29 protein-coding genes are annotated in these 21,735 nt (G+C 59.5%); 10 read left to right on the top strand and 19 right to left on the bottom strand.

All coding sequences use genetic code 11. The features are described from left to right. Positions 1–7: 7 nt before the first annotated feature. The 3 genes from A7J50_RS15185 to A7J50_RS15175 are packed head-to-tail and all read right to left on the bottom strand — an operon-like array spanning position 8 to position 2,151. The gene (locus A7J50_RS15185; protein WP_064452546.1) at positions 8–478 is read right to left on the bottom strand and encodes an arsenate reductase ArsC; all 471 of its coding nucleotides are present in this window, start codon (positions 476–478) and stop codon (positions 8–10) included. 13 nt (positions 479–491) lie between these two features. After that, a complete protein-coding gene (locus tag A7J50_RS15180; RefSeq protein WP_064452545.1) occupies positions 492–1,775 on the bottom strand; it encodes an arsenic transporter in 1,284 nt (427 codons plus the stop codon). Positions 1,776–1,794: 19 nt separating this feature from the next. Beyond that, complete coding sequence (locus tag A7J50_RS15175; RefSeq protein ID WP_064452544.1) at positions 1,795–2,151, bottom strand: metalloregulator ArsR/SmtB family transcription factor; 357 nt, start codon at positions 2,149–2,151, stop codon at positions 1,795–1,797. A gap of 177 nt (positions 2,152–2,328) precedes the next feature. On the opposite strand from A7J50_RS15175, the gene A7J50_RS15170 reads away from it, so the two are divergent. From A7J50_RS15170 to A7J50_RS15160, 3 genes are all read left to right on the top strand, one after another. Next, positions 2,329–2,544 (top strand): hypothetical protein, encoded by a 216-nt coding sequence (locus tag A7J50_RS15170; protein ID WP_064452543.1) that lies wholly within the window; start codon positions 2,329–2,331, stop codon positions 2,542–2,544. 71 nt (positions 2,545–2,615) lie between these two features. Continuing rightward, a complete protein-coding gene (locus tag A7J50_RS15165) occupies positions 2,616–3,311 on the top strand; it encodes an AzlC family ABC transporter permease (protein ID WP_064452542.1) in 696 nt (231 codons plus the stop codon). Continuing rightward, complete coding sequence (locus A7J50_RS15160; RefSeq protein WP_064452541.1) at positions 3,308–3,619, top strand: AzlD domain-containing protein; 312 nt, start codon at positions 3,308–3,310, stop codon at positions 3,617–3,619. The genes A7J50_RS15165 and A7J50_RS15160 overlap by 4 nt, the downstream gene beginning before the upstream one ends. 107 nt (positions 3,620–3,726) lie before the next feature. On the opposite strand, the gene A7J50_RS15155 is transcribed toward A7J50_RS15160, so the two are convergent. After that, positions 3,727–3,984 carry a hypothetical protein gene (locus tag A7J50_RS15155; protein WP_064452540.1) on the bottom strand — a complete coding sequence of 86 codons (258 nt, stop codon included), beginning with the start codon at positions 3,982–3,984 and terminating at the stop codon, positions 3,727–3,729. A gap of 109 nt (positions 3,985–4,093) precedes the next feature. On the opposite strand from A7J50_RS15155, the gene A7J50_RS15150 reads away from it, so the two are divergent. Continuing rightward, positions 4,094–4,447, top strand: coding sequence for a hypothetical protein (locus A7J50_RS15150; protein ID WP_064452539.1), 354 nt, complete (start codon positions 4,094–4,096; stop codon positions 4,445–4,447). A 144-nt stretch (positions 4,448–4,591) separates the two neighbouring features. Here A7J50_RS15150 and A7J50_RS15145 read toward each other — a convergent pair whose 3' ends face one another. The 8 genes from A7J50_RS15145 to A7J50_RS15110 form a co-directional block, all read right to left on the bottom strand. After that, positions 4,592–5,296, bottom strand: a complete 705-nt coding sequence (locus A7J50_RS15145) for a YoaK family protein (RefSeq protein WP_064452538.1) — start codon at positions 5,294–5,296, stop codon at positions 4,592–4,594. 69 nt (positions 5,297–5,365) lie between these two features. After that, positions 5,366–7,000, bottom strand: coding sequence for an ABC-F family ATP-binding cassette domain-containing protein (locus tag A7J50_RS15140; RefSeq protein ID WP_064454948.1), 1,635 nt, complete (start codon positions 6,998–7,000; stop codon positions 5,366–5,368). Between the two features lie 124 nt (positions 7,001–7,124). Then, positions 7,125–8,174: a DNA topoisomerase IB gene (locus A7J50_RS15135; protein WP_064452537.1), complete on the bottom strand. Its 1,050-nt coding sequence runs from the start codon at positions 8,172–8,174 to the stop codon at positions 7,125–7,127. 74 nt (positions 8,175–8,248) lie between these two features. After that, a complete protein-coding gene (modC, locus tag A7J50_RS15130; protein ID WP_064452536.1) occupies positions 8,249–9,328 on the bottom strand; it encodes a molybdenum ABC transporter ATP-binding protein in 1,080 nt (359 codons plus the stop codon). A gap of 3 nt (positions 9,329–9,331) precedes the next feature. Continuing rightward, positions 9,332–10,012 (bottom strand): molybdate ABC transporter permease subunit, encoded by a 681-nt coding sequence (gene modB, locus A7J50_RS15125; RefSeq protein ID WP_064452535.1) that lies wholly within the window; start codon positions 10,010–10,012, stop codon positions 9,332–9,334. Next, positions 10,013–10,786: a molybdate ABC transporter substrate-binding protein gene (gene modA / locus A7J50_RS15120; RefSeq protein ID WP_064452534.1), complete on the bottom strand. Its 774-nt coding sequence runs from the start codon at positions 10,784–10,786 to the stop codon at positions 10,013–10,015. It lies immediately after the preceding gene. A 114-nt stretch (positions 10,787–10,900) separates the two neighbouring features. Beyond that, the gene (locus A7J50_RS15115) at positions 10,901–11,965 is read right to left on the bottom strand and encodes an NAD(P)H-dependent flavin oxidoreductase (protein WP_064452533.1); all 1,065 of its coding nucleotides are present in this window, start codon (positions 11,963–11,965) and stop codon (positions 10,901–10,903) included. A 109-nt stretch (positions 11,966–12,074) separates the two neighbouring features. Beyond that, positions 12,075–12,953 (bottom strand): alpha/beta fold hydrolase, encoded by an 879-nt coding sequence (locus tag A7J50_RS15110; RefSeq protein ID WP_064452532.1) that lies wholly within the window; start codon positions 12,951–12,953, stop codon positions 12,075–12,077. Between the two features lie 175 nt (positions 12,954–13,128). Here A7J50_RS15110 and A7J50_RS15105 point away from each other — a divergent pair, with 175 nt between their 5' ends. Both A7J50_RS15105 and A7J50_RS15100 read left to right on the top strand, forming a co-directional pair. Beyond that, entirely contained in the window at positions 13,129–13,722 is a 594-nt protein-coding gene (locus tag A7J50_RS15105) for a CGNR zinc finger domain-containing protein (RefSeq protein WP_064452531.1), read from the top strand. A gap of 12 nt (positions 13,723–13,734) precedes the next feature. After that, positions 13,735–14,196, top strand: coding sequence for a GyrI-like domain-containing protein (locus A7J50_RS15100; protein WP_082895895.1), 462 nt, complete (start codon positions 13,735–13,737; stop codon positions 14,194–14,196). 4 nt (positions 14,197–14,200) lie between these two features. Here the strand turns inward: A7J50_RS15100 and ada are convergent, their stop codons facing one another. From ada to A7J50_RS15085, 4 genes are all read right to left on the bottom strand, one after another. Beyond that, positions 14,201–15,244 (bottom strand): bifunctional DNA-binding transcriptional regulator/O6-methylguanine-DNA methyltransferase Ada, encoded by a 1,044-nt coding sequence (gene ada, locus A7J50_RS15095; protein WP_064452530.1) that lies wholly within the window; start codon positions 15,242–15,244, stop codon positions 14,201–14,203. 75 nt (positions 15,245–15,319) lie between these two features. Continuing rightward, entirely contained in the window at positions 15,320–15,985 is a 666-nt protein-coding gene (gene alkB / locus A7J50_RS15090) for a DNA oxidative demethylase AlkB (protein WP_064452529.1), read from the bottom strand. Between the two features lie 3 nt (positions 15,986–15,988). Then, positions 15,989–16,156, bottom strand: a complete 168-nt coding sequence (locus A7J50_RS31640; RefSeq protein WP_167353701.1) for a hypothetical protein — start codon at positions 16,154–16,156, stop codon at positions 15,989–15,991. A gap of 26 nt (positions 16,157–16,182) precedes the next feature. After that, a complete protein-coding gene (locus A7J50_RS15085; protein WP_064452528.1) occupies positions 16,183–16,485 on the bottom strand; it encodes a DUF1883 domain-containing protein in 303 nt (100 codons plus the stop codon). Between the two features lie 212 nt (positions 16,486–16,697). Here A7J50_RS15085 and A7J50_RS15080 point away from each other — a divergent pair, with 212 nt between their 5' ends. Continuing rightward, on the top strand, positions 16,698–17,048 hold the full coding sequence (locus tag A7J50_RS15080) for a hypothetical protein (RefSeq protein WP_064452527.1): 351 nt from the start codon (positions 16,698–16,700) through the stop codon (positions 17,046–17,048). A 211-nt stretch (positions 17,049–17,259) separates the two neighbouring features. Further along, complete coding sequence (locus A7J50_RS15075; protein WP_064452526.1) at positions 17,260–17,490, top strand: hypothetical protein; 231 nt, start codon at positions 17,260–17,262, stop codon at positions 17,488–17,490. Positions 17,491–17,499: 9 nt separating this feature from the next. On the opposite strand, the gene A7J50_RS15070 is transcribed toward A7J50_RS15075, so the two are convergent. Together A7J50_RS15070 and A7J50_RS15065 are read right to left on the bottom strand one after the other, a co-directional pair. Continuing rightward, positions 17,500–17,784, bottom strand: a complete 285-nt coding sequence (locus A7J50_RS15070; protein WP_053255959.1) for a hypothetical protein — start codon at positions 17,782–17,784, stop codon at positions 17,500–17,502. A 143-nt stretch (positions 17,785–17,927) separates the two neighbouring features. Further along, positions 17,928–18,113, bottom strand: coding sequence for a hypothetical protein (locus A7J50_RS15065; protein ID WP_017734216.1), 186 nt, complete (start codon positions 18,111–18,113; stop codon positions 17,928–17,930). A 307-nt stretch (positions 18,114–18,420) separates the two neighbouring features. On the opposite strand from A7J50_RS15065, the gene galU reads away from it, so the two are divergent. Next, a complete protein-coding gene (gene galU, locus A7J50_RS15060; protein ID WP_003212579.1) occupies positions 18,421–19,260 on the top strand; it encodes a UTP--glucose-1-phosphate uridylyltransferase GalU in 840 nt (279 codons plus the stop codon). Between the two features lie 106 nt (positions 19,261–19,366). Further along, complete coding sequence (gene gorA, locus A7J50_RS15055) at positions 19,367–20,725, top strand: glutathione-disulfide reductase (protein WP_064452525.1); 1,359 nt, start codon at positions 19,367–19,369, stop codon at positions 20,723–20,725. Here gorA and A7J50_RS15050 read toward each other — a convergent pair whose 3' ends face one another. After that, the gene (locus A7J50_RS15050; protein ID WP_064452524.1) at positions 20,726–21,733 is read right to left on the bottom strand and encodes a DNA-binding protein; all 1,008 of its coding nucleotides are present in this window, start codon (positions 21,731–21,733) and stop codon (positions 20,726–20,728) included. Positions 21,734–21,735 lie beyond the last annotated feature (2 nt).

Raw genomic sequence — 21,735 nt, 5'->3', positions numbered from 1 at the left:
TCTCCGGCTACAACCGTGCGATGCGGTCGAGCTCAGCCTTCAGTTCAACAGGGCCCAGGCGGGCAAAGGGCAGGGCGAAAAACGCCTGGCAGCGGGTGGCGATGATGTCCATCGTTGCGTTGAACGCGGCGTTGAGATGTTCATCGTCGCCCTGAACATCGGACGGATCTTCCAACCCCCAGTGCGCCTTCAGCGCCGGCCCGAAATACACCGGGCATGCCTCTCCGGCAGCCTTGTCGCACACGGTAATGACCAGGTCCGGCGGGCTGCCTTCAAAGGCATCATTGCCCTTGCTGTACAAACCTTCGGTGCTGATGCCCGCCGCCTGCAACGCGCTCAGGCTGCGCGGCAGGACCTGGCCCTTGGGGAAACTGCCGGAGCTGATCGCCTCGAAGCCTTGCGGCGCCAAGTGATTGAATACCGCTTCGGACAGGATGCTGCGACAACTGTTCGCAGTGCACATGAACAGGACTTTCATTTCGGCATCTCCTTCAGATACTCAGGCGCAAAGCGAGGGCGGCGAGGGTGATCAACAGCACCGGCAAGGTCAGCACGATCCCGACCTTGAAGTAGTAACCCCAGGTGATGGTGATGCCTTTGCGCGCCAGGATATGCAGCCACAGCAACGTCGCCAGGCTGCCGATGGGCGTGATTTTCGGGCCCAGGTCACTGCCTATTACGTTGGCGTAGATCATCGCGTCCTTGACCACACCGACCGCATGGCTGGACTCGATGGACAGCGCACCAATCAATACCGTCGGCAGGTTGTTCATCGCCGATGACAACAGGGCCGTCAGCACACCGGTGCCCATGGCCGCGCCCCACACGCCGTAAGTGGCGAAGGTATCGAGCCAGGTCGCCAGGTAGGTGGTCAAGCCGGCGTTGCGCAGGCCGTAGACCACCAGGTACATGCCCAGAGAAAAGATCACGATCTGCCACGGCGCGCCTTTCAACACTTTGCGCGTGGAAATCTTGTGGCCTTTGGCGGCGATGACCAGCAGCAATACGGCGCACACGGCGGAAATCGCACTGATGGGAATGCCCAGCGGCTCCAGGGCGAAACAGCCGACCAGCAAAATGCCCAGTACCCACCAACCGGCGCGAAAGGTCGCGCGGTCATGGATGGCACTGGCCGGTTCTTCCAGGTCGGCCGGGTCGTAGACCTGGGGAATGTCGCGGCGGAAAAACCACAGCAGCACCGCCAGGGTGGCGGCAACACTGACGAGGTTCACTGGCACCATGACTGCGGCGTATTCGTTGAAACCGATCTTGAAGTAATCCGCCGAAACGATGTTCACCAGGTTCGATACCACCAACGGCAAGCTCGCCGTGTCCGCAATAAACCCGGCGCCCATGACGAATGCCAGGGTCGCCGCCGGGGAAAAGCGCAGCGCCAGCAGCATCGACATCACGATAGGTGTCAGGATCAGCGCCGCGCCGTCGTTGGCAAAGAGTGCCGAGACCAGTGCGCCGAGCAGCACCATGTAGGCGAACAGCCGTCGACCACGCCCCCGGCCCCAACGCGCCACATGCAGCGCGGTCCAGGCAAAGAACCCGGCTTCATCGAGTAACAGGCTGATGATGATCAGCGCGACAAAAGTGCCGGTAGCGTTCCAGATGATGTGCCACACCACCGGAATGTCAGACAGGCTGATGACCCCGCACGCCAGGGCCAGGATCGCCCCCATTGTTGCACTCCAACCCACCCCAAGGCCCTTGGGCTGCCAGATGACCAGGACAATGGTGAAGATAAAAATCGCAATTGCGACAAGCATGAGTAAACGCTCCGATGGCTCAGCAGCAATTGCTGGCGCGTTGTGGTCTGTCGCCCATTGCATCCAGACGCAGCGCGTCGTTTTGCAACCATGGCTGGTTGGCTTGCAAAGTGGTGTCGAGCACCTGTGTCACCCAGGCGGGCAATGCCGGATTGATGCGGTAATAGACCCATTGGCCCTGGCGACGGTCCTGCAACAACCCACAACTGCGCAGTTGCGCCAGGTGGCGGGAGATTTTTGGTTGACTGTCGTCCAGAGCATGGATCAGTTCGCACACGCAAAGTTCGCCCTCGCGCAGGATCAATAACGTCAAGCGTGCGCGGGTGGCATCGGCCAGGCATTTGAACAGGGTGGGCGGGGAGAGGAGGTCAGACATGATCAAGATCTTTATATATATGATTATTCGAATATACGTATAGCCATATATGTAGGTCAAATCCTGAATTCGTTTGATGTGGATCAACCGCCGGCAAAACAGCCACAACTGACTGAAATTAAACTGAAACACGCATGTCCTAAAGTGCCAGCCATTACTGATGAAGGAAGAACCCGCGTGACCCGTGCCACTCGCAACCTGCGCAAGACCCTCGATTCCGTCGCGGATAACAACGAAACCGCGGCGTTTGACCTGATGCGCGCCGTCGAAAAACTCAGTGATGAAGTGCTGCGCCAACGGCTGCTCAATACTATTCACCGGCTAAACCAGGATGCCTACGAGCTGCGCGAAGCGCGCGACTCGGTTGAACAGGTCTCGGTAAGGCTCGCCTGAGCACGATCGTTCAAGACAAGCTCCGTATGACGCTGGCATGCTTGTCGACTGTCTGTCGATGAGCCGTCTCCATGCCTACAGCCTTACCTCATTACGCCTTCGGACGCGGCGCAATTGCCGTTATTCCGCTGTCCCTGGCCTGTGCCCCTTGGGGGCTGCTGGCCGGCTCCATGGCCATTGATGCGCAATTTACCCCGCTGCAAGCCCAGGGTTTGTCCGCCATTGTCTTCGCCGGTGCAGCCCAGTTGGTGGCTATCGGTATGGTCAAGGGTGGCGCCAGCCTGATTTCGATTGTGCTGACCACCTTGCTGCTGACTTCCCAGCATTTGCTCTATGGCATGCACATGCGCCCGACACTCTCATCGCTTAACACTCGCTGGCGCATGAGCCTGGGGTTTCTGCTGACCGATGAGTTCTTCGCCCTGGTCAACCACTATGACCGTGAGACCTTCAACCGCTGGTATGCCCTGGGCGTTGGCCTGACGTTCTATATCATCTGGAACCTGTTTACCCTGGCCGGCATTGTGCTTGGCAAAAGCATTCCCGGCCTTGATCAATTGGGGCTGGAGTTTTCAATCGCCGCGACGTTTATCGCGTTGATCACCCCCGTAGTGCGCGACTTGCCCACCGTGGTGTGCGTCGCAGTTTCCCTGCTGTGCTCGGTATGGCTGAGTTACCTGCACTGGGAGTCGGCGGTGGTGGTGTCCGGCGTGCTGGGGATGAGCGCAGGGTTTGCCTGCAAACGACTGGGAGTAGGGCTGAAATGATCTACATCATGATCGTGGCCATGGGCCTGGTGGTGTTTCTCAACCGTTACCTGTTTATCGAGCCACGCCTGCCGGTACGCCTCAACCGCGGCGCGCGCGAGTTTCTTGGGTTTGCGGTGCCGGGCATGCTCACGGCGATTTGCGGGCCGATCATTTTCCTCGCGGATCACACGCTCAACCTGAGCCCGGCCAACCCCTACTTGCTGGCCGGCATCTGCGCAGTGGCATTGATGTTCTGGACGCGCAGCGTATTGATCACCGTGCTGCTGAGCATGGCGTTGTTCTATCTGTTTCGCTGGTGGCTCTGAATCAGGGGCGAAAAAAAGCCCGCGGGAGAGCGGGCAGAAGGGAGACTTCTTAAAAATGAGCCTGTTGACTATAGGCGTCGTGGTGTCCCTTCACAGTGAAACTAAATTCATTCGGCGGCCGGTAACGGCTTCTTCTTGGCCTTCGCTTCAGCCGCCAGGCATTCCAGGGCGAACTGCTCGGTGTAGGTCATCTGGATCGGCGTGCTTTCGCCCTTGACGGTGCGCTCGCCATCGAGAATGTAGCGGATGCGCTTGTCCGTGACGCCGATACGCTTGGCGATCCACGCGGGTGTCTGGCCAATGCGGCTGACCAGCTTGTCGGCGTAGTCGGTGGAAGGGTTGTAGCGCTCGGCGTTGGGGGTCATCGGGTTTCCAGGTAGAAGCGAGGTTGCAAGTAGGCGACAGGGTGACTGAATAATCCTTGGGTGTCGCTGGCTAATGGTAGAGTCGCATTTTTTACAAGGAGGCGATGGCATGCACAAGGTGGTAATTGGCGCATTGGTAGTGGCTGCACTGTCCGGTTGCGCGGGCTCGAAGATGAAAGACGCGCGCGCAGGTCAGCCTTACAAGACCCTGGCGTCGGACAAGGCCACGCTGGTAGTTGCCCAATGCATTCAGTTCGGCTGGCAGGACGAAGCGGTATTTGGCGTAGACGCCGGGGGCTTCAAGGAACCTCTTGAGGCAGGTGGTTTTACCGTCTACACCACCGGCGGCGATTATTTTGTCGACGTGCGCGCCGCGGGCGCGGGTTCCAGCGTGAACTACTACGCGGCCCAGGACTCGATGCCGGCTAAACGCCGTTTGGCTGCACTCGCAACCTGTCTGTAATCCTTTGCCTTAGTGATATTCGGAAATGCCCGGCGGGACAGCTGGCAGGCATTGGCTTATCATTCTTTCCGCTCGCTCGACGTGATAGCTCTTTACCAGTACACGGATGTCGAGGCCGAAACGTCGGGCGGGCCTCCTTTCTTCTTAGCGTGGCATGTAGCCCAGGTGCCAGCGCCGAGGAATCTTCAGCGACACCAACCCCAGCAAGGCGGCCAATGCGCCACTGACCAGCAGCGCCTTGAGGCCAAGCTGATGCTCCAGCACCGCGCCGATCACCGCGCCCACAAACATCCCGGCCCACGGCACCAGTTGCACCCGCCAACCGTTGCGTCGCTCCCCGAGCATCCAGCGCCCGAGCCCGCGCCCAAAACGTGACAGCGCACCGGTCACATACGTCAGGCCTACCGGCAGGCCGTTGACCTCTTCCACCGCGGCATTGAGCATGCCCATGGCCGTAATCGCTGCCAGCAGCGCAGGCAAGGCATCGTCATAGGGCCACACGGCTGCGCCACACAACAAGGTGGCGATGCACATCAGCAACGGTAGTGCATGCCGCCGACTGAGCCGGCTGATCACCACGCCCAAGGCGTTGCCGACCACAAACACCAGCACCAGCAACAGCAAGCGCCCGGTCAGGCCGAGGTCACCTGCGCTGATCGCCACCGCCAGGCGCGTGGTGTTACCGCTCATGAACGAGACAAAATCACCGCTGGCCATAAAGCCAATCGCATCGGTCATGCCTGCCAGCACGGAAAGGCTGGCCACCAGCATCAAACCGACCCGCCCGCGCCAGCGTTGGCGATGGGCGAGCGCCGCATTGGCGTAAGGTCTGTGGGATGAAGGCAGCATGGGGCCGGGCTCCTCGGTGAGATTATTCGGCCACCACCGTAGTGCGCTTTGGTTGCGCATGCAATGACCTCAGACACACACCAGTCGCCATCCCGCTGGCTGCCAGATCAAGTGATGGGTTGGCCGAATCGCCTGCACAAACGCTTCGTCGTGTGACACCGCGACCACTGCGCCAGTAAAACCTTGCAGTGCCTGTTCAAAAGCCAGCACCGATTCCAGGTCCAGATGGTTAGTCGGCTCGTCCAGTAGCAGCAGTTGGGCCGGTACTTCACGCCACAAGGCAATCGCCATCGAGGCCTTCAAACGCTCACCGCCACTCAATCGGCCGACGGGTTGAGTGACGCGCAAAGCATCCAGTTGCAGCAAGGCCAGGCGCGTGCGCAGTTGCGCTTCGGCCAGCGGAGTATCGAGTAGATTGAGCTGCTCCACGATGCAACGCTGATCGTCCAACAGCGCGAGCTGTTGATCGATATACGCACAGGGTACGTGCACCGCACAGTCGCCGCTGACCGCCGGCCATTGGCCCGCAAGCAGTTTGAGCAGCGTGGATTTGCCGCACCCATTTGGGCCGCGCACGGCCACGCGTACCGGGCCCATCAGGTCGAGCGTGACGTACGCCGAAGGTTGCCGTGGGTCGAGCCATGGCAGTTGGGCGTTTTCCAGCGTCAATACGTGTCGTCCGTTGGGCAGGGCCGAGCCGGGCAGTGCAAGCAGGGTGGGGCTTTCATCGACAACACGCGCATAGGCTTCGCGCACGTGCCCATCGAGCTCGTTTTTATACGCGTGATGTGCGCTGCGGACCGTGCTGACGATTTCTTTGGCAGCGCCTTTCCAGCGGGCCTTGGTAAACCGCGAGACATTGGCGGTCTCCGCGTGTTTGCGCGCGTGGGCGGCACTGCGTTGCAGGCTGTCGTGATCCTTTTGCAGGCGCTTGCGTTCGCGACTGCGATCCAGGCGAGCGTGCTCAAGTGCGGCAACCGCAGCCTGTTGTTCGGTGTCGCGTTGCCGGCGATAGGCATCATAATTGCCGCCGTACACCCGTGCGCCGAGGGGCGAAAGCTCGATGATGCGCGCCAGGGTATTGAGCAACTGCCGATCATGGCTGACCACCACCAGGCCACCACGCCAATCGCCCAGGATGTTCAGCAGCCATTCGCGGCCGGCGCTGTCGAGGTGATTGGTGGGCTCATCCAGCACCAGCAAATCCGGCGCCGCCAGCAGCGCACCTATCACGGCGACCCTGGCCTGTTGGCCGCCACTCAACTGATCGGCCGGGGCGTCAAAACCGAGCGCTTGCAAACCTGCGCTATCAAGTGCTGCGCGCAGACGTTCGGCAAGGTCCCAACGATCGTCGATCACTTCGAGGTCATCGGCCTGGGGTGCGCCCCCGGCCATGCGCTCAAGCGCGGCCAGGGCCTCGGCGGTGCGGGTGAAACAGGCGACGCTTGCTCCCGCTTCAACCACCGGGTTCTGTGCGACGTACGCCACGCGGGCCTTACGGTCGAGCATGCCGAAGGAGGGCGTCAGCGCCCCGGCGATCAACTTCGCCAGGATACTTTTGCCCCGACCATTACGGCCGACAATCCCGGTGGGCGTGTGATCAATCGACAGGTTCAAATCTTCCAGCAGGGTCTCGCCATTGGCGAACTGGAAGGACATGTGTTGCAGGGATACGAGTACGGGCAGCCGTTTGACGTCAGTCATCAGCACCTCCAAAAAAATGTCGAACAGGCCAACAAGCACGCAGGGCGGCTCGTTGCAGATACATTTTGGAAGGCTTAGTTGTTCACGTCGGCGGTCATCCCGTGAGTCAGAAGGGACGCGAAGGCTAACGCACCTTGGCGTTCTTCGGCAAGTCAGCGGCCAATTGTTCGAGGAACATCGCCAGGGCGACTTCCTCGGCTTTCAAGCCCGTGCGCTTGCGCGGTTTTGGCAAACTGGACAGTTCACCCAGGCTGAAATGCTCCAGCACCGCCGGGTGGATATAGCACTTGCGGCACACTGCCGGGGTGTTGCCCAGTTGCTTGGCGACATCCTTGACCATGGCCACCACATGCCGCTTGGCGTCGGATTCCGGTTGCCACGCCAATTCTCGCAGCACCGCCAGCGCCATCGCGGTACCGGCCCAGGTGCGGTAGTCCTTGGCGGTGAAGTCGGCGCCGGTCAGGCTGTGCAAATACGCATTCACGTCGTGGGAGCTGACCGTGTGGCGCTCGCCGGCTTCGTCCAGGTACTGAAACAGGTTCTGCCCCGGCAATTCCAAGCAACGCTTGACCACCGTGGCCAGGCGTCGGTCCTTGACGCTGATCTGATGCTCGACGCCGCTCTTGCCGCGAAACTGGAACTGGATCTCGCTGCCCTTGACGTCCACATGGCGGTTGCGCAGGGTGGTCAGCCCATAGGATTTGTTGTCGCGGGCGTATTGGGTGTTGCCGACACGGATCAGCGTGGCATCCAGCAGCATCACCACCGTGGCCAGGACTTTCTCGCGCGTGAAGCCTGGGGCGGCGATTTGCGCCTCCAGTTGCTTGCGCAGTTTGGGCAAGGCATTGCCGAATTCCTGCAGCCGCGAATACTTGTCGGTGTCGCGCACCTCACGCCAGCGCGTGTGGTAGCGGTACTGTTTACGACCGCGCGCATCGCGGCCGGTCGCTTGCAGATGGCCGCGCGGGTCGGCGCAGATCCACACGTCGGTGTAGGCCGGCGGCACGGCCAGGGCATTCAGGCGTTTAATTTCCTCGGCATCGGTGATGCGCTGGCCTTTGGCGTCGACATACTGGAATTTGCCGCGCAGCTTTTTACGGCGAATGCCGGGCTGGGTGTCGTCAACGTAATGCAGGTCGCGGGGCAGGTCGGCAGTCAGGGCAGAGTCGGGCATCGTGCAAATTCCTTGGCAACGGATCAGGCCGGTATGTCTGATTGACCGCAGGGTTTTGCGCGCGTGCAAAAAAGTTATGCGAGTACCGCCACCGCCTTGATTTGCGCCCACAGCGTCTGGCCGGGATGCAGATGCAACTGGTCGCGGGAGAAGCGGGTGATACGCGCCAACAGCGGCGTCCCCCCGGCGTCCAGGCGCACCAGCACATGGGCGCTGTTATCCGCCGAAATGTCCTGAGTGACCGTCACCGGCAGGCGGTTGAGGATGCTGCTGTGTTCCTCCGCCTGCAGGCTGAGGCTGACGTCTCGGGCCTGCACCTTGATGCGTAGCTGTTTGCCCAACGCCAGCGGTGTATGGGCGACGCGCATGCTCAACGCACTGTCGGGCAACTGCAGGGTGAGCAACTGATAGTGCTCGTCATATGCGCTGACGCTGCCATTGATGACCACGCCGGCGTCATCGCCCAAGGCCAGGGGTAAATCCAGGCGCGCCAGGGTTTCGCCGATGGGGCCGCTGGCCAGGGCCTTGCCGTCGCTGAGCAACACGATGTGATCGGCCAGCCGCGCCACTTCGTCCTGGGCATGGCTGACGTACAGCACCGGAATCTCCAGTTCGTCGTGCAGGCGCTCGAGGTACGGCAGGATCTCGCTTTTGCGTTGGCTGTCCAGGGCCGCCAGCGGTTCATCCATCAACAACAGCCGGGGGCTGGTGAGCAATGCGCGGGCGATGCCGATGCGCTGGCGCTCGCCGCCGGACAAATGCTGCGGGTGGCGCTCGAGCAGGTGGCCGATGCCGAGCAATTCGGTCGCGTGGGCCATGTCCACATGACGCAGCCTGCGTGGGATGCGCTTGAGGCCGAACTCCAGATTGGCGCGTACCGACAGATGAGGAAACAGGCTGGCTTCCTGGAACACATAGCCCAAGGCACGTTTGTGCGGCGGCACAAACAGCCCCTTGCGACTGTCTTGCCAGACCTCGTCATTGACCTGGATAAACCCGTCTTCGGCGCGCTCCAGCCCGGCGATACAGCGCAGGCAAGTGGTTTTGCCGGAACCGGAATGGCCGTACAGCGCGGTGACACCGCGGCCGGGCAAATGCAGGTCGACGTCCAGCGCAAAGGCGGAATAGTGAAGGTTCAGGCGTACCTCAATCATCGATCAGCTCCAGCCCATCTTGGTTTTACGGCTGGAGTAGAGCGCCAGCAACACGAGGAAAGCGAAGACCACCATGGAACCCGCCAGCCAATGGGCCTGGGCATACTCCATGGCTTCGACGTGGTCGTAGATCTGCACCGAGACCACGCGGGTTTTGTCGGGAATGTTGCCACCGATCATCAGCACCACGCCGAACTCACCCACGGTGTGGGCGAAGCCGAGAATCGATGCAGTGATAAAACCTGGGCGCGCCAGGGGCAGGATCACCGTGAAAAAAGTATCCCAAGGATTGGCGCGCAAGGTTGCGGCCACTTCCAATGGGCGAGTGCCGATGGCAGAGAAGGCGTTTTGCAACGGCTGCACCACAAACGGCATGGAATAGATCACCGAGCCAATCACCAGCCCGGCAAAACTGAAGGTCAGGGTGCCCAGGCCCAGCCATTGGGTGAACTGGCCGAAGTAACCATGGGGGCCCATGGTCAACAGCAGGTAGAAACCGATCACCGTCGGTGGCAACACCAACGGTAACGCGACGATCGCCCCGATGGGGCCGCGCCACGCGGAACGGGTGCGCGACAGCCACAGCGCAATCGGAGTGCCGATGACCAGCAGGATCACGGTGGTCAGTGACGCCAGCTTGATGGTCAGCCAGATCGCGGACAAATCGGCACTCGACAGCGGCATTTAGTTGGCCAGCTCGTAACCGTAGGACTTGATCACTGCGGCGGCTTTTGGACCTTTGAGGTACTCGACCAGGGCTTTGGCAGCGGCGCTGTCTTTACCTTTGGCGAGGATCACGGCGTCCTGTTTGATCGGGTCATGCATGGCCGCCGGGACGATCCAGGCCGAGCCGCTGGTGACTTTGCCGTCTTTGTAGATCTGCGACAGGGCAACAAAGCCCAGTTCGGCATTGCCGGTGGACACGAATTGATAGGCCTGGGTGATGTTCTGGCCTTCGACGATCTTGTCCTTGACCTTGTCGGTCAGGCCTTCTTTAGCCAGCACTTGAGTGGCGGCCAGGCCATACGGGGCGGCTTTCGGGTTGGCGATGGACAGGTGCTTGAATGCATTCTTTTTCAGCACGTCGCCTTTGGCATCCACATAGCCTTCTTTCGCCGACCACAGTGCGAGGGTACCGACTGCGTAGGTGAAGCGCGATCCTTTGACAGTGTCGCCTTCGGTTTCAAGTTTTCGCGGGGTGGTGTCGTCAGCGCTGAGGAACACTTCGAACGGTGCGCCGTTCTTGATCTGCGTATAGAACTGACCCGTGGCGCCGTAGGCCGCGACCAGTTTGTGGCCGGTGTCTTTTTCGAAGTCAGCCGCGATCGCCTGGATCGGGGCGGTGAAGTTGGCGGCGACGGCGACCTGCACTTCATCGGCTTGGGCCGAGCCAAAGGCAAAGGCGGCAATAACGGTTACCAGGGCAGTGGGGGCCAAGCGTGAGGCGCGGATCATCATGAAGCAGCTCCTTTGGACGTTGTACGGCTTGTTATAGGCAGAAGGCGTTACCGCTATGTATGGGAATATATAGCGGTTGGCCATAGCCGGTACAGTGCAAAGTTGTTCCCAGTGTCAGTCGCGCTTGAGCTTGGCCAGCGCCTGCTCGGCCAACTGGCGCGTCAGGTCATAAGTGGAAAGCTCTTTACCCAGGCGCAGCGCCTGGCCTGACCACAGGTTGCTGAAGCCCGCTTCATCCTTGGCCTTGAGCGGCATCAAGGCGCCGCCGGAGGTGGGGAAGGCAGGGGCCGCCGGGTTGATCGCGCCGAGTTCACGCATTACGCGGTTGACGATACCGCGTGCCGGGCGGCCGGTGAACAGGTTGGTCAGGGCCGTCTCGCTGGCCTGGGCGTGACGCAGTGCAAAGTGGTGGGAGGCGGTTACGTTGGCTTCGGGGGTGAACAGGTACGCGGTACCGATTTGGACGGCCGACGCCCCCAGCGCAAATGCCGCGACAATCCCGCGCGCATCACCGATACCGCCGGCAGCAATCACCGGCACGCTCACGGCGTCGACAATTTGCGGCACCAACGCCATCAGGCCGATCTGGGTATTAAGGTCGTCGCTGAGAAACAAACCACGATGCCCGCCAGCCTCTATGCCCATCGCAATGATTGCGTCGCAACCATGCTGTTCCAGCCAGATGGCCTCTTCTACGGTGGTGGCCGATGACAGCACCTTGGCCCCGGTGGCTTTTACCCGGTCGAGCAAGGCTTTTTCCGGCAGGCCAAAATGAAAACTCACCACTTCGGGACGAAACTCCTCGACCACTTTGCAGGCGGCTTCGTTGAATGGCTCGCGGTTGGAAACGGGGGTTGGCGCATCAAAATCGGCGCCGAGTTCGCGGTAGTAGGGCTCCAGCAAATCCTTCCAGTGGCGATCACGCACTGCATCAGCAGCAGGCGGTTGATGGCAGAAGAAATTGACGTTAATGGGGCGCGAGCTTGCCTGGCGGATGGTGATCAAGGCGTCGCGCAGTTGCTCGAGACTCAGCGCGGCAGCCGGCAGAGAACCCAGCCCGCCTGCGTTATTGGCGGCGATGACCATGGCGGTGGTGGTCCCGACAGCCATGGGCGCCTGGATAATAGGCACTTCAATGCCCAGCAGGTCGAGAATTCGGGTGTCTGGCCAGGTGCTCATGGGATGCGTCTCCAGCAGTAGTAGGTCTTTTCGCTGTTTTAACAGGGCCCTTGGCACCCGGCCAGTCTGTTTTATTCACTGGACGAAGTCGGGATTTCGTGTAGCGCCGTCAGTCGATGGCCTCGCCCAGCACCGCATGAATGCGCTCAGCGATATGCGCCGCATGGGTTTCCAGGGCGAAGTGGCCGGTGTCCAGTAACTCGACCACGGCATTCGCGTTGTCCCCTTTGTAAGCGTGGGCGCCAGGCGGGATGAAGAACGGATCGTTCTGGCCCCAAATCACCAGCGTGGGCACCTGTGTGGCTTTGAAGAACGCCTGGAACGCCGGGTACTGCGTGAGGTTGTTACGGTAATCGAGGAACAGGTCCAGTTGGATCTCGTCATTGCCGGGACGCTGCATCAATAGCACATCAAGCATGTAGGACTCGGGCGCAACCCGCTCCGGCTGACTCACACCGTGCAGGTACTGGTAGCGCGTGCCCTCCAGGCTGATCACCGCCGTGCGGATCACCTCGCGATTGGCCTGGCTCGGCTCGGCCCAATAGGCCCGAATCGGTGCCCAGGCATCGCCCAAGCCTTCCAGGTAAGCGTTGCCGTTTTGCGAGACCAGCGCGCTGACCCGCTCCGGATGTGCCACTGCCAGCCGCAGGCCCACGGGTGCACCGTAATCGAACACGTATAGCGCGTAGCGGGACAGCTTCAGCGCATCGACGAAATGCCCGACAGTGACCGCCAGGTTATCGAAGCTGTAGTGATAAGCACGCTCGGCAGGGATTTCGGTGAAGCCGAAGCCCGGCAAGTCTGGCGCGATAACCCTGAAACGTGTGGCGAGCAGCGGGATCAGGTCGCGGTACATATGGGAGGAGCTGGGAAAACCATGCAGCAGCAATATCACGGGTGCGGCCGGGTCGCCGGCTTCACGGTAGAACATGCGAACGCCATCGGCATCGACGTGGTGGTAGCGAACGACAGGGGCTTGGATAGACATGACTGGATCACCTTTTGTAACTTGATTAAGTGTTATTACGGGTTACCTTTTTAAAAAAGCTGCGCCAAATTATGTAACCTGTCAAATAAATAATTCAGGTTAGCTATTCGTCTGGTGTAACTACCCTTGCGTGAAAATAGCGGTTACGATTGCGCGGTGATCAAGAGGACGAATCATGGCCATCCCTACGCCCCCAGCCACACCTTTGGAACCCTATGTGCTTGCCGATGACCCGGTCTTGGACATGCTCAATACCCTGGCGAATATCGACGGCATGCCGTGGGATTTCTGGCAGGCCGATGCTGACGTCCAGCGTTGGTTAGTGCGTTTGGCGTGGGTTCAAGAAGGGCGTCTTCCCACGTTTGAGGAGGGCGCCTTGCTCGCTGCCGCACGTGAGTTGCGCGAGGTGATTCGTGACCTCGTCGCGACACGCAAGAACGGTCAAGTGGGCGATCCTGCGGCGCTCAACAGTTTTTTGCGCAAGGCGGTCAGCCATCCACAGCTGGTCTGGCCGGCGTCCGGAGCGCCTCTGTTGGAGCGCCAACGCAAATTGCAGACGGCGGAGCAATTTTTGTCGCCGATTGCCGAAGCCGCAGCTAATTTATTGGTGGCCGGCGATTTCAGTTTGATTCGCCGTTGCGAGCATCCGGAATGCGTCCTGTGGTTTTATGATCGGACCAAGGCCCACAAGCGTCGCTGGTGCAGCATGGCCTTGTGCGGTAACCGGCATAAAGTCGCCGAATTCCGTAAACGTCAATTGAAGCGTTGAAAGGAGAGGGCTTTGCAAGCAATCAAGGAACAGGTCGTGGCGGCAATCAGGGTGTCGGGCTTGCAAGTGCGGACCCGAAATGCCGATGAAATGCAGCCCGCGAGCGCGAAAATCGGCCCAATGTGGCAACGGTTTTTTGAGGAGGGGCTGTACCAGGCAATCCCGGGCAAGCACCCCGACTCGCCGGTGTACGGGGTGTACAGCGGCTATGAATCGGATGCGAGTGGTTTTTTTGATGTGACGGCGGGTGTTGCCTCCGTTGCACCGGCGCAAGGCTTTGAAAGCCTGGTGATCGAGCCGGGCCGTTATTTGGTGTTTGAGGCGCGCGGGCCAATGCCGGATGCAATCATTGCTACCTGGCAACAGGTCTGGGCTTATTTCGCAAAGCCGGGTGTCGAGTCGCGGGCGTTTGTCACCGACTTCGAGGTCTATCAGGCAGACGAAGAGGCACGGATTTATATCGGTATCCGCTAGCGCATTACTGACGTTCGCGCTCCAGCAGCTGCCGCTTGCGTTCTACGCCCCAGCGGTAGCCCGACAACTCACCGTTGCTGCGCACCACGCGATGGCAGGGAATCGCCACCGCCAGGCTGTTGGCTCCACAGGCCTGGGCCACGGCGCGAAAGGATTTGGGTGCGCCGATACGCTCGGCAATCTGCGCATAGCTGGCGGTGCTGCCCAGCGGAATTTCGCGCAGCGCCCGCCATACTCGTTCCTGAAAGGCCGTACCGCGTAAGTCGAGGGGCAAATCCAACCCCAGCGCAGGCGCTTCGATAAAGCCCACGACGTGGGCAATCAGCTGTTCGAAGTTGCGGTCCGCGCCCTCCAATTGTGCCTGGGGAAATTGATCCTGCAGGTCACGCACCAGTTTGTCCGGGTCATCCCCCAGCAAAATCGCACACACACCGCGTTGACTCTGCGCCACCAGAATCGCCCCCAATGAGCATTGGCCCACGGCAAAGCGAATCTCGCTGTTAGTGCCGCCGGCCCGGTAATCAGTCGGCGTCATGCCCAGTAACTGATCGGCGGACTCATAAAAGCGGCTGTTGGAGTTGAAGCCGGCGTCATACAGCGCTGCTGTGACGGAATGCTCGCCCATGAGGCCGTCGCGCATTTTGCGCGCGCGCAGGGCGCTGACATAACCTTTGGGGGTCAGGCCGGTGATGGCTTTGAATACGCGGTGGAAATGGAACGCGCTCAACCCGACCAGGCAGGCGATTTCATCCAGGCTGGGTGGTGTTTCGGCCTGTTCTATGTACCGGCAAGCCGCTGCCACCAACTGCGCATGGTGCGCGGCCAGTTGGGTCTGGTCACCGGAGGCGCGTTTGCTCGGGCGATAACCGGCAGCCTCGGCCTGCTCGGGGGTGTCGAAGAATTCGATGTTTTGCGGGCGTGGCAAACGCGAGGCACTGCTGGGGCGGCAATACACGCCTGTGGTTTTTACGCCGTAGACAAACAGCGTGTCTGCCTTGGCATCGCGGGCGATGATGGCGGCCCAGCGGGGGTCGTGTTCGTTGTTCATGGCCTGCACTCTTGACGGATCAGGGGCAGATTAGCCGCACCGGTCATACTCGGCACTCCGAAGCTTGCGGTCAAATCAGCCGGCGGTACGAAAGGTCAGGTTGATGCGTTGTGGGCCCATGACCGGATGCACGCCTTCCTTAATCGGCATCACCCCATGAAAACGCAGGCGATCGACGCCGCCCCAGACCACGATATCACCGTGGAACAAGGAAATTTTCTGGGTCTTGCTGCTGCGCTCAGGGCCGCCGAACAGGAAAATCGCCGGCAGCCCCAACGACACGGAAACCACCGGGGCGTTGTAGCTGCGCTCGTTTTTATCCTGATGCAGGGACATCTTGGCCCCTGGCACATAGCGGTTGATCAGGCAGGCATCCGGGGAAAACTCGCTGAAACCGGCCTCGGCTGCCGCAAGCGTGGCGAGCTCGCGCAGGGCGCTGGGCATGGCTGGCCAGGGTTGCTGGCTGCGCGGGTCGAGAGGGCTGTAGCGATAGCCGGCGGTGTCGGTGGTCCAGCCCAGTTCGCCGCAACTGCTCAGCGCTGCTGACATGGTAAAACCGCCGGGCGTGACCATTTGCCGAAACGGCGCTTGGGCCAGCACCTGCCGAAGCTCCGGTAGCAGGCGTTCAATCCAGGGCAGGGCATAGCCCCTCAGTACGTAAGACTCTTCGCCAATCTGTTCGCGCCTTGCAGGTTGCTGCAACGCATCCTCGGCGAACAGGTCGGCAGTCGGCCCTGGCATGACTTACAGCGCCTTACTCACATTGATGTCAGTGATTTCGTCGCTGGCACCGTGGATTTTCGCCAAGGCCTGTTTGGCCTCTTCGACGCTGTTGGTGAGCAATTGTGCGAACTCAAAGCGACGTTCGCCGTTGAGCTTGTACTTGATGACGTATTTAGTCGTGGTGGTCACAGCTTTTTTCCTGTCGTGGGTTCGGATCAGCTCAGTTTGGTGCTGGTGCGACGAACGATGCGGATCTTGTGGGACAACGCGGGTTTGCGGGTAACGCTGATGGCGCGACGCGTGACTACGTCCAGGGTGATGTTCCAGAAACCAGTGCTGGGTGCAGTGATTTTTGCCGGGAATTTTTCGAAGGCGCCGCCGTGGTAGGTGTGGCGGCCGCCGTTCTTGAAGCTGCGAAAATTGGCATCGCTCATCAGGCGAATATTGCAGGTCTGCGAGCATTCGATGACAACGATGTCGCCCTCGTTGAGGTGCTCGCGCTGGTGGATGAATTTCATGGGGTGTCTCCAGAAGGGCTTTTTCTGAAAAATCAGAATGATACGTAGGTTAAGATAGAGTTTATCAGCCCCAGCGCGTTTATTATCGGGTCGTCGTCGACGACTTCGACAATTTAAAACAGTTATTTACCGAGTTTTCAGAGATAAATCCTACATTGGCGGGAGAAATTTACTCTCTAAGCTGTCGTAGGGTCTTTATCGGAGGTTTTAGTATGAAGTGGAGTGTGTTGGTTCTGGCCTTGGCGATAGGTGGATGTGCTTCGGTTGCAGATATCAAGCAGACCCCGCCAACGTTGGTGGTCATTTCCGGGAAAAAACCGCCGGAATATGCTGCGTGTGTGGTGCGCAAGCTGGCTGCGACCCGTCGCCCGCCGCAGATCGAGCCACATAAGGAGGGTGTACAGGTGATTGTGCCGCAGAAATTCTCGGCCGACCCTTCGGCAATTTTCGAGATTGAAGAGCGCTCCAGCGGCAGCAGCATCAAGCTCTATGAGAGCATGTCCAATGTCCCGATCCGCCCAGGTGATATCAAGAAAGCCGCGGAGGATTGCATTTCCGGCTGAGCCTGAGGCTTACCCACGCCGTTGAATCCGATAGAAAAGCCTGACGCTACGATAGCGGCGTCAGGCTTTTTTTTGCGTTGATGTCAGGTGTTGTCGACAAAGGATCATTACCCTGCGATTTGTAGATCCGTTAAACTGTCGGTCATCCAATCCAAAAAAATGCCGCGCAAGCCTTGAGAATGCGCGGCATTTGTCTTTTCTGGAAACCGTCATGAAACGTGAACACGTCACCGCCCGCCATGCCGAGGGCCAAATCTCGGCCACCCATGTCATCCAGAATCCTGCCCACCTGGGCGAGTGGATCGTATTTTTCAAGAAAAGCGGCGGTCGCAGTTTTTTCCTGGTGGATGAGCACGATGAAGTCGAATCATTTGCGCGCCTGGATGACCTGATCGAAATCCTGCGCGGCCTAGGCATCAAGTTCGCTGAAATTCATCTGTAGCCATCGGGTTTACTTGCAGACGACAACCACGCTGCGGCTCTTGAAGTTACCCACGTCTTTGCCCAGGGTCTTGTCGCTTTCCTTCAGCGCCGGCGTGCCTTCGGTGCCGACGATGCGGTAGCCGGTGCCTGCGCAGGAAGCATCGGCTTTTTCGTAGCAACTGGCCCACGAGTTCGCCTCGCCCGAGCAGTCGATGGTCAGGCCTTGTTCGCCATTTTTCAGGTAAGTATCGGAAGTGGTGGTGCAGCCGGCCATCAGCGCCAGTAGTGCAGGCAGTGCCAGAATCTTGTTCATAGTGGAATCGTCGTCGAGGGTGTTGGAGGGGCGCTGACACTGTCGTGGGGCGTTTGTGCAAGATTATAGCGAACTGCCACCTAGGTACAGCCAATCGCAAAAAAGCCCCGATTACCGGGGCTTTGTGCAAAGGGCTTTGATGCTTACTTACCCTTTGGTCTTTTGCTCGACGCGTGGCCGGCTTCGTCCACAAACACTTCGGCTACTGCAGCAGCCTGGCTTTCGGTCGCAAATGCCCCGGCGACGCTGTCTCCGTGGAAGTTGATCAAGTGCCAGCCGTCCGCTCGCTTTGTGATCAGGTAGCCGTTTACGCCTTTGGGTTCTGACATCTATCAATCTCGTGGTGTGGTTCAAGCGCGTAATGATAGCGCCAAACGCCCTGCAAGCGCGCAAGTTGTTGCAGGTCAGTGCCTTGCGTCGAAAAGCGTGCTAAAACGGTTACAGCCCTTTTAAACAAAGGGGTCAAGGCGTGTTTTGTCGTGCCGTTGGTAATGCCCCTTGTAGGATCAGCGGAACTTACGCGCACATTTTTTCTCTATGTTGACATCGCAACGCCAGCAGGACCCATTGTAAGGTGACTGCGGCCTCATTAGACTGCGCCGAATTCCGTACGCACAGCCCTTTGTAAGGACTCATATGATCAAGAAATGCTTGTTCCCAGCAGCCGGTTACGGCACTCGCTTCTTGCCAGCGACCAAAGCCATGCCTAAAGAGATGCTGCCGGTGGTGAACAAGCCACTGATTCAGTACGGCGTCGAAGAGGCACTGGATGCCGGTCTGAACGAAATTTCCATCGTTACCGGCCGCGGTAAGCGCGCGCTGGAAGACCACTTCGACATCAGCTACGAGCTGGAAAACCAGATCAAGGGCACCGACAAGGAAAAATACCTGGTCGGTATCCGTAAATTGCTCGACGAGTGCTCGTTCTCCTACACCCGTCAGACCCAGATGAAAGGCTTGGGCCACGCGATCCTGACCGGCCGCCCACTGATCGGTGACGAACCGTTCGCCGTGGTACTGGCGGATGACCTGTGCGTTAACCTGGAAGGCGACGGCGTACTGACCCAGATGGTCAAGCTGTACCAGAAATACCGCTGCACCATCGTTGCGGTTCAAGAGGTCGATCCTCAGGAAACCAACAAGTACGGCGTGATCGCCGGTGATGACATTGGTGATGGCCTGATTCGCGTGCGTGACATGGTTGAAAAGCCAGCGCCGGAAGATGCACCTTCGAACCTGGCCATCATTGGCCGTTACATCCTGACCCCGGACATCTTCAAATTGATCGAAGAAACCGAGCCAGGCAAGGGTGGCGAGATTCAGATCACTGACGCCCTGTTGAAGCAAGCCAAAGACGGCTGCGTGATTGCCTACAAATTCAAAGGCCGTCGTTTCGACTGCGGTGGCGCTGAAGGCTACATCGAGGCGACCAACTTCTGCTACGAGCACTTCTACAAAACTGGCAAGGCTTACTGATTCACGGTTGCCTGACCTGTTTTAAGAGAAAGCCACCTTCGGGTGGCTTTTTCGTTTTTCAGTCCCATCTAAATCGGTATGCTGATGTCCTGCCGAGGAGAGTGAAATGGCCTACGATTTTGATCTGTATGTAATTGGTGCCGGTTCTGGCGGTGTTCGCGCGGCGCGCTTTGCCGCAGGCTTTGGTGCCAAGGTGGCCGTGGCGGAAAGCCGCTACCTGGGCGGCACGTGCGTTAACGTTGGCTGCGTGCCGAAGAAGCTGTTGGTTTACGGCGCGCATTTTGCCGAAGACTTTGAGCAGGCCAGCGGTTTTGGTTGGTCGCTGGGCGCAGCGAACTTTGATTGGGCGACCTTGATCGCCAACAAGGACCGCGAAATCAATCGCCTCAATGGCATCTACCGGAATCTGCTGGTTAACAGTGGCGTGACCTTGCATGAAGGGCACGCACGCCTGGTTGATCCGCACCAGGTGGAAATCAATGGCGAGCGTTACACCGCCAAGCACATTTTGATCGCTACGGGTGGCTGGCCGCAGATCCCGGAGATCCCGGGGCGTGAACACGCCATTGGCTCCAATGAGGCGTTCTTTCTGAAAGAATTGCCTAAGCGCGTGCTGGTCGTTGGCGGTGGTTACATTGCAGTTGAATTCGCGGGTATTTTCCATGGCTTGGGCGCACAGACGACGCTGCTGTATCGCGGCGATCTGTTCCTGCGCGGCTTTGATGGCTCGGTGCGTACGCACCTGAAGGAAGAGTTGACCAAGCGCGGCCTGGACCTGCAATTCAATGCCGATATCGAGCGTATCGACAAGCAAGCAGACGGCAGCCTCAAGGCGACCCTGAAAGATGGGCGTGTGCTGGAGGCCGATTGCGTGTTCTACGCCACCGGTCGCCGTCCGATGCTGGACAACCTGGGGCTGGAGAATACCGGTGTCACCCTGGACGAGCGCGGTTTTGTTGAAGTGGATGACCTTTACCAAACCGCTGAGTCGTCGATCCTGGCCATCGGTGATGTGATTGGTCGTGTGCAATTGACGCCGGTGGCCCTGGCTGAAGGCATGGCGGTGGCCCGTCGTCTGTTCAAGCCAGAACAGTACCGCCCGGTGGATTACGCGATGATTCCGACGGCGGTGTTCAGCCTGCCGAACATCGGCACCGTCGGCTTGAGCGAAGAAGAAGCGAAGAAGAACGGCCACAAGGTGCAGGTCTTTGAAAGCCGCTTCCGACCTATGAAGCTGACGCTGACCGATTGCCAGGAAAAAACCCTGATGAAACTGGTGGTCGATGCCGACACCGACAAAGTCCTGGGTTGCCACATGGTCGGGCCGGATGCCGGCGAGATCGTTCAGGGGCTGGCGATCGCGCTCAAGGCGGGCGCGACCAAGCAACATTTCGACGAAACCATCGGCGTGCATCCTACGGCGGCGGAAGAATTCGTCACCATGCGCACGCCTGTGGTGGACTGATCAGGTCTCGGGCGTTGCCTCTGGCGTCGTTGCAACGACGGCCGTCAGGCGCAATGCCTCGATACTGGCCTGGGCCTTGATAAGGTCCAGTTCCAGGGTTTTGTTGGCCTGCTGGTGTTCGCTCAGCGCTTGCTGGCGTGACTGGCTCTCCAGTACGGCAACCCGCAGGCGCTCCTGAAGCAGGGTGCGCTCGCTCTCTATCAGGCTTGCCTGTTCGTTCAACTTAAGCTGCAAGGCCTGGTCTTTGCGAGTTTGCTCCTGCAGGGCGGCCAACTCCTTCGCCGTCACACGGTGTTCAATCAATAGCCGCTCATTGTCGCGGTGCAGTTGGGTGATTTCATCCTGGCGCACCATTGCGCTTTGCTGGGCTTGGCGCAGTTCCGCCTGGACCTGCTGCAACTGGCCTTCATGACGTCGCTGTTCCTGCTCGCGCTGCTCCTTGATTGCATTGCGGTAATGCTCGAGGGCTTCCCGGGCGTGCAGGTGCTTTTCTTCCAGCGAACGAATTTGTTCGTCCTTGTCGTTGATGCGTAATTCGTAATCGCTGCACGCCTGGCTGAGCCCGGCGTTACGGGTTTGCTCGGTTTGCAGGCTGGTGCTCGCGGTTTGCAGGGCAGCACTTTCTTCTGCGAGGGCAGCGGCCTGGATCGCAAATTGCTGATTTAGTTGGCTGTGAGCCTCTTCAAGCGCTTCCACCTGGGCGAGTAGGGCGGCTTTCTGTTGTTCGAACTGCGCCAACGCCAGGTCAATCGGCTCCTGGGCTTTTTCTTTAAGGCGCTGGGCCAGGCGTGCGACCAGCTCACCCAGTTCGTCGTCGATGGGCGCTTCGGTGATCGTCAGCCGGGTTTCGCTCTCGTCCAGCTCCTTCAAGTAACGGTGAATTGTGGTCTTTGAACCGGTATTGCCCATTTCGATGCGGACTGCGTCGATGCTCGGGTTCTCGCCGCGGGCAAGGATCGCCAGGCGTGCCGTTTGAACTACTGCTTTGTTTATGCCGCCGCGAGCCATGG

Origin of the sequence: Pseudomonas antarctica (genome assembly GCF_001647715.1) — a bacterium.
GTDB lineage: Bacteria > Pseudomonadota > Gammaproteobacteria > Pseudomonadales > Pseudomonadaceae > Aquipseudomonas > Aquipseudomonas antarctica_A.
Note: the sequence above shows the minus strand (reverse complement) of the source record. Positions and strands in the feature narration are given on the sequence as shown.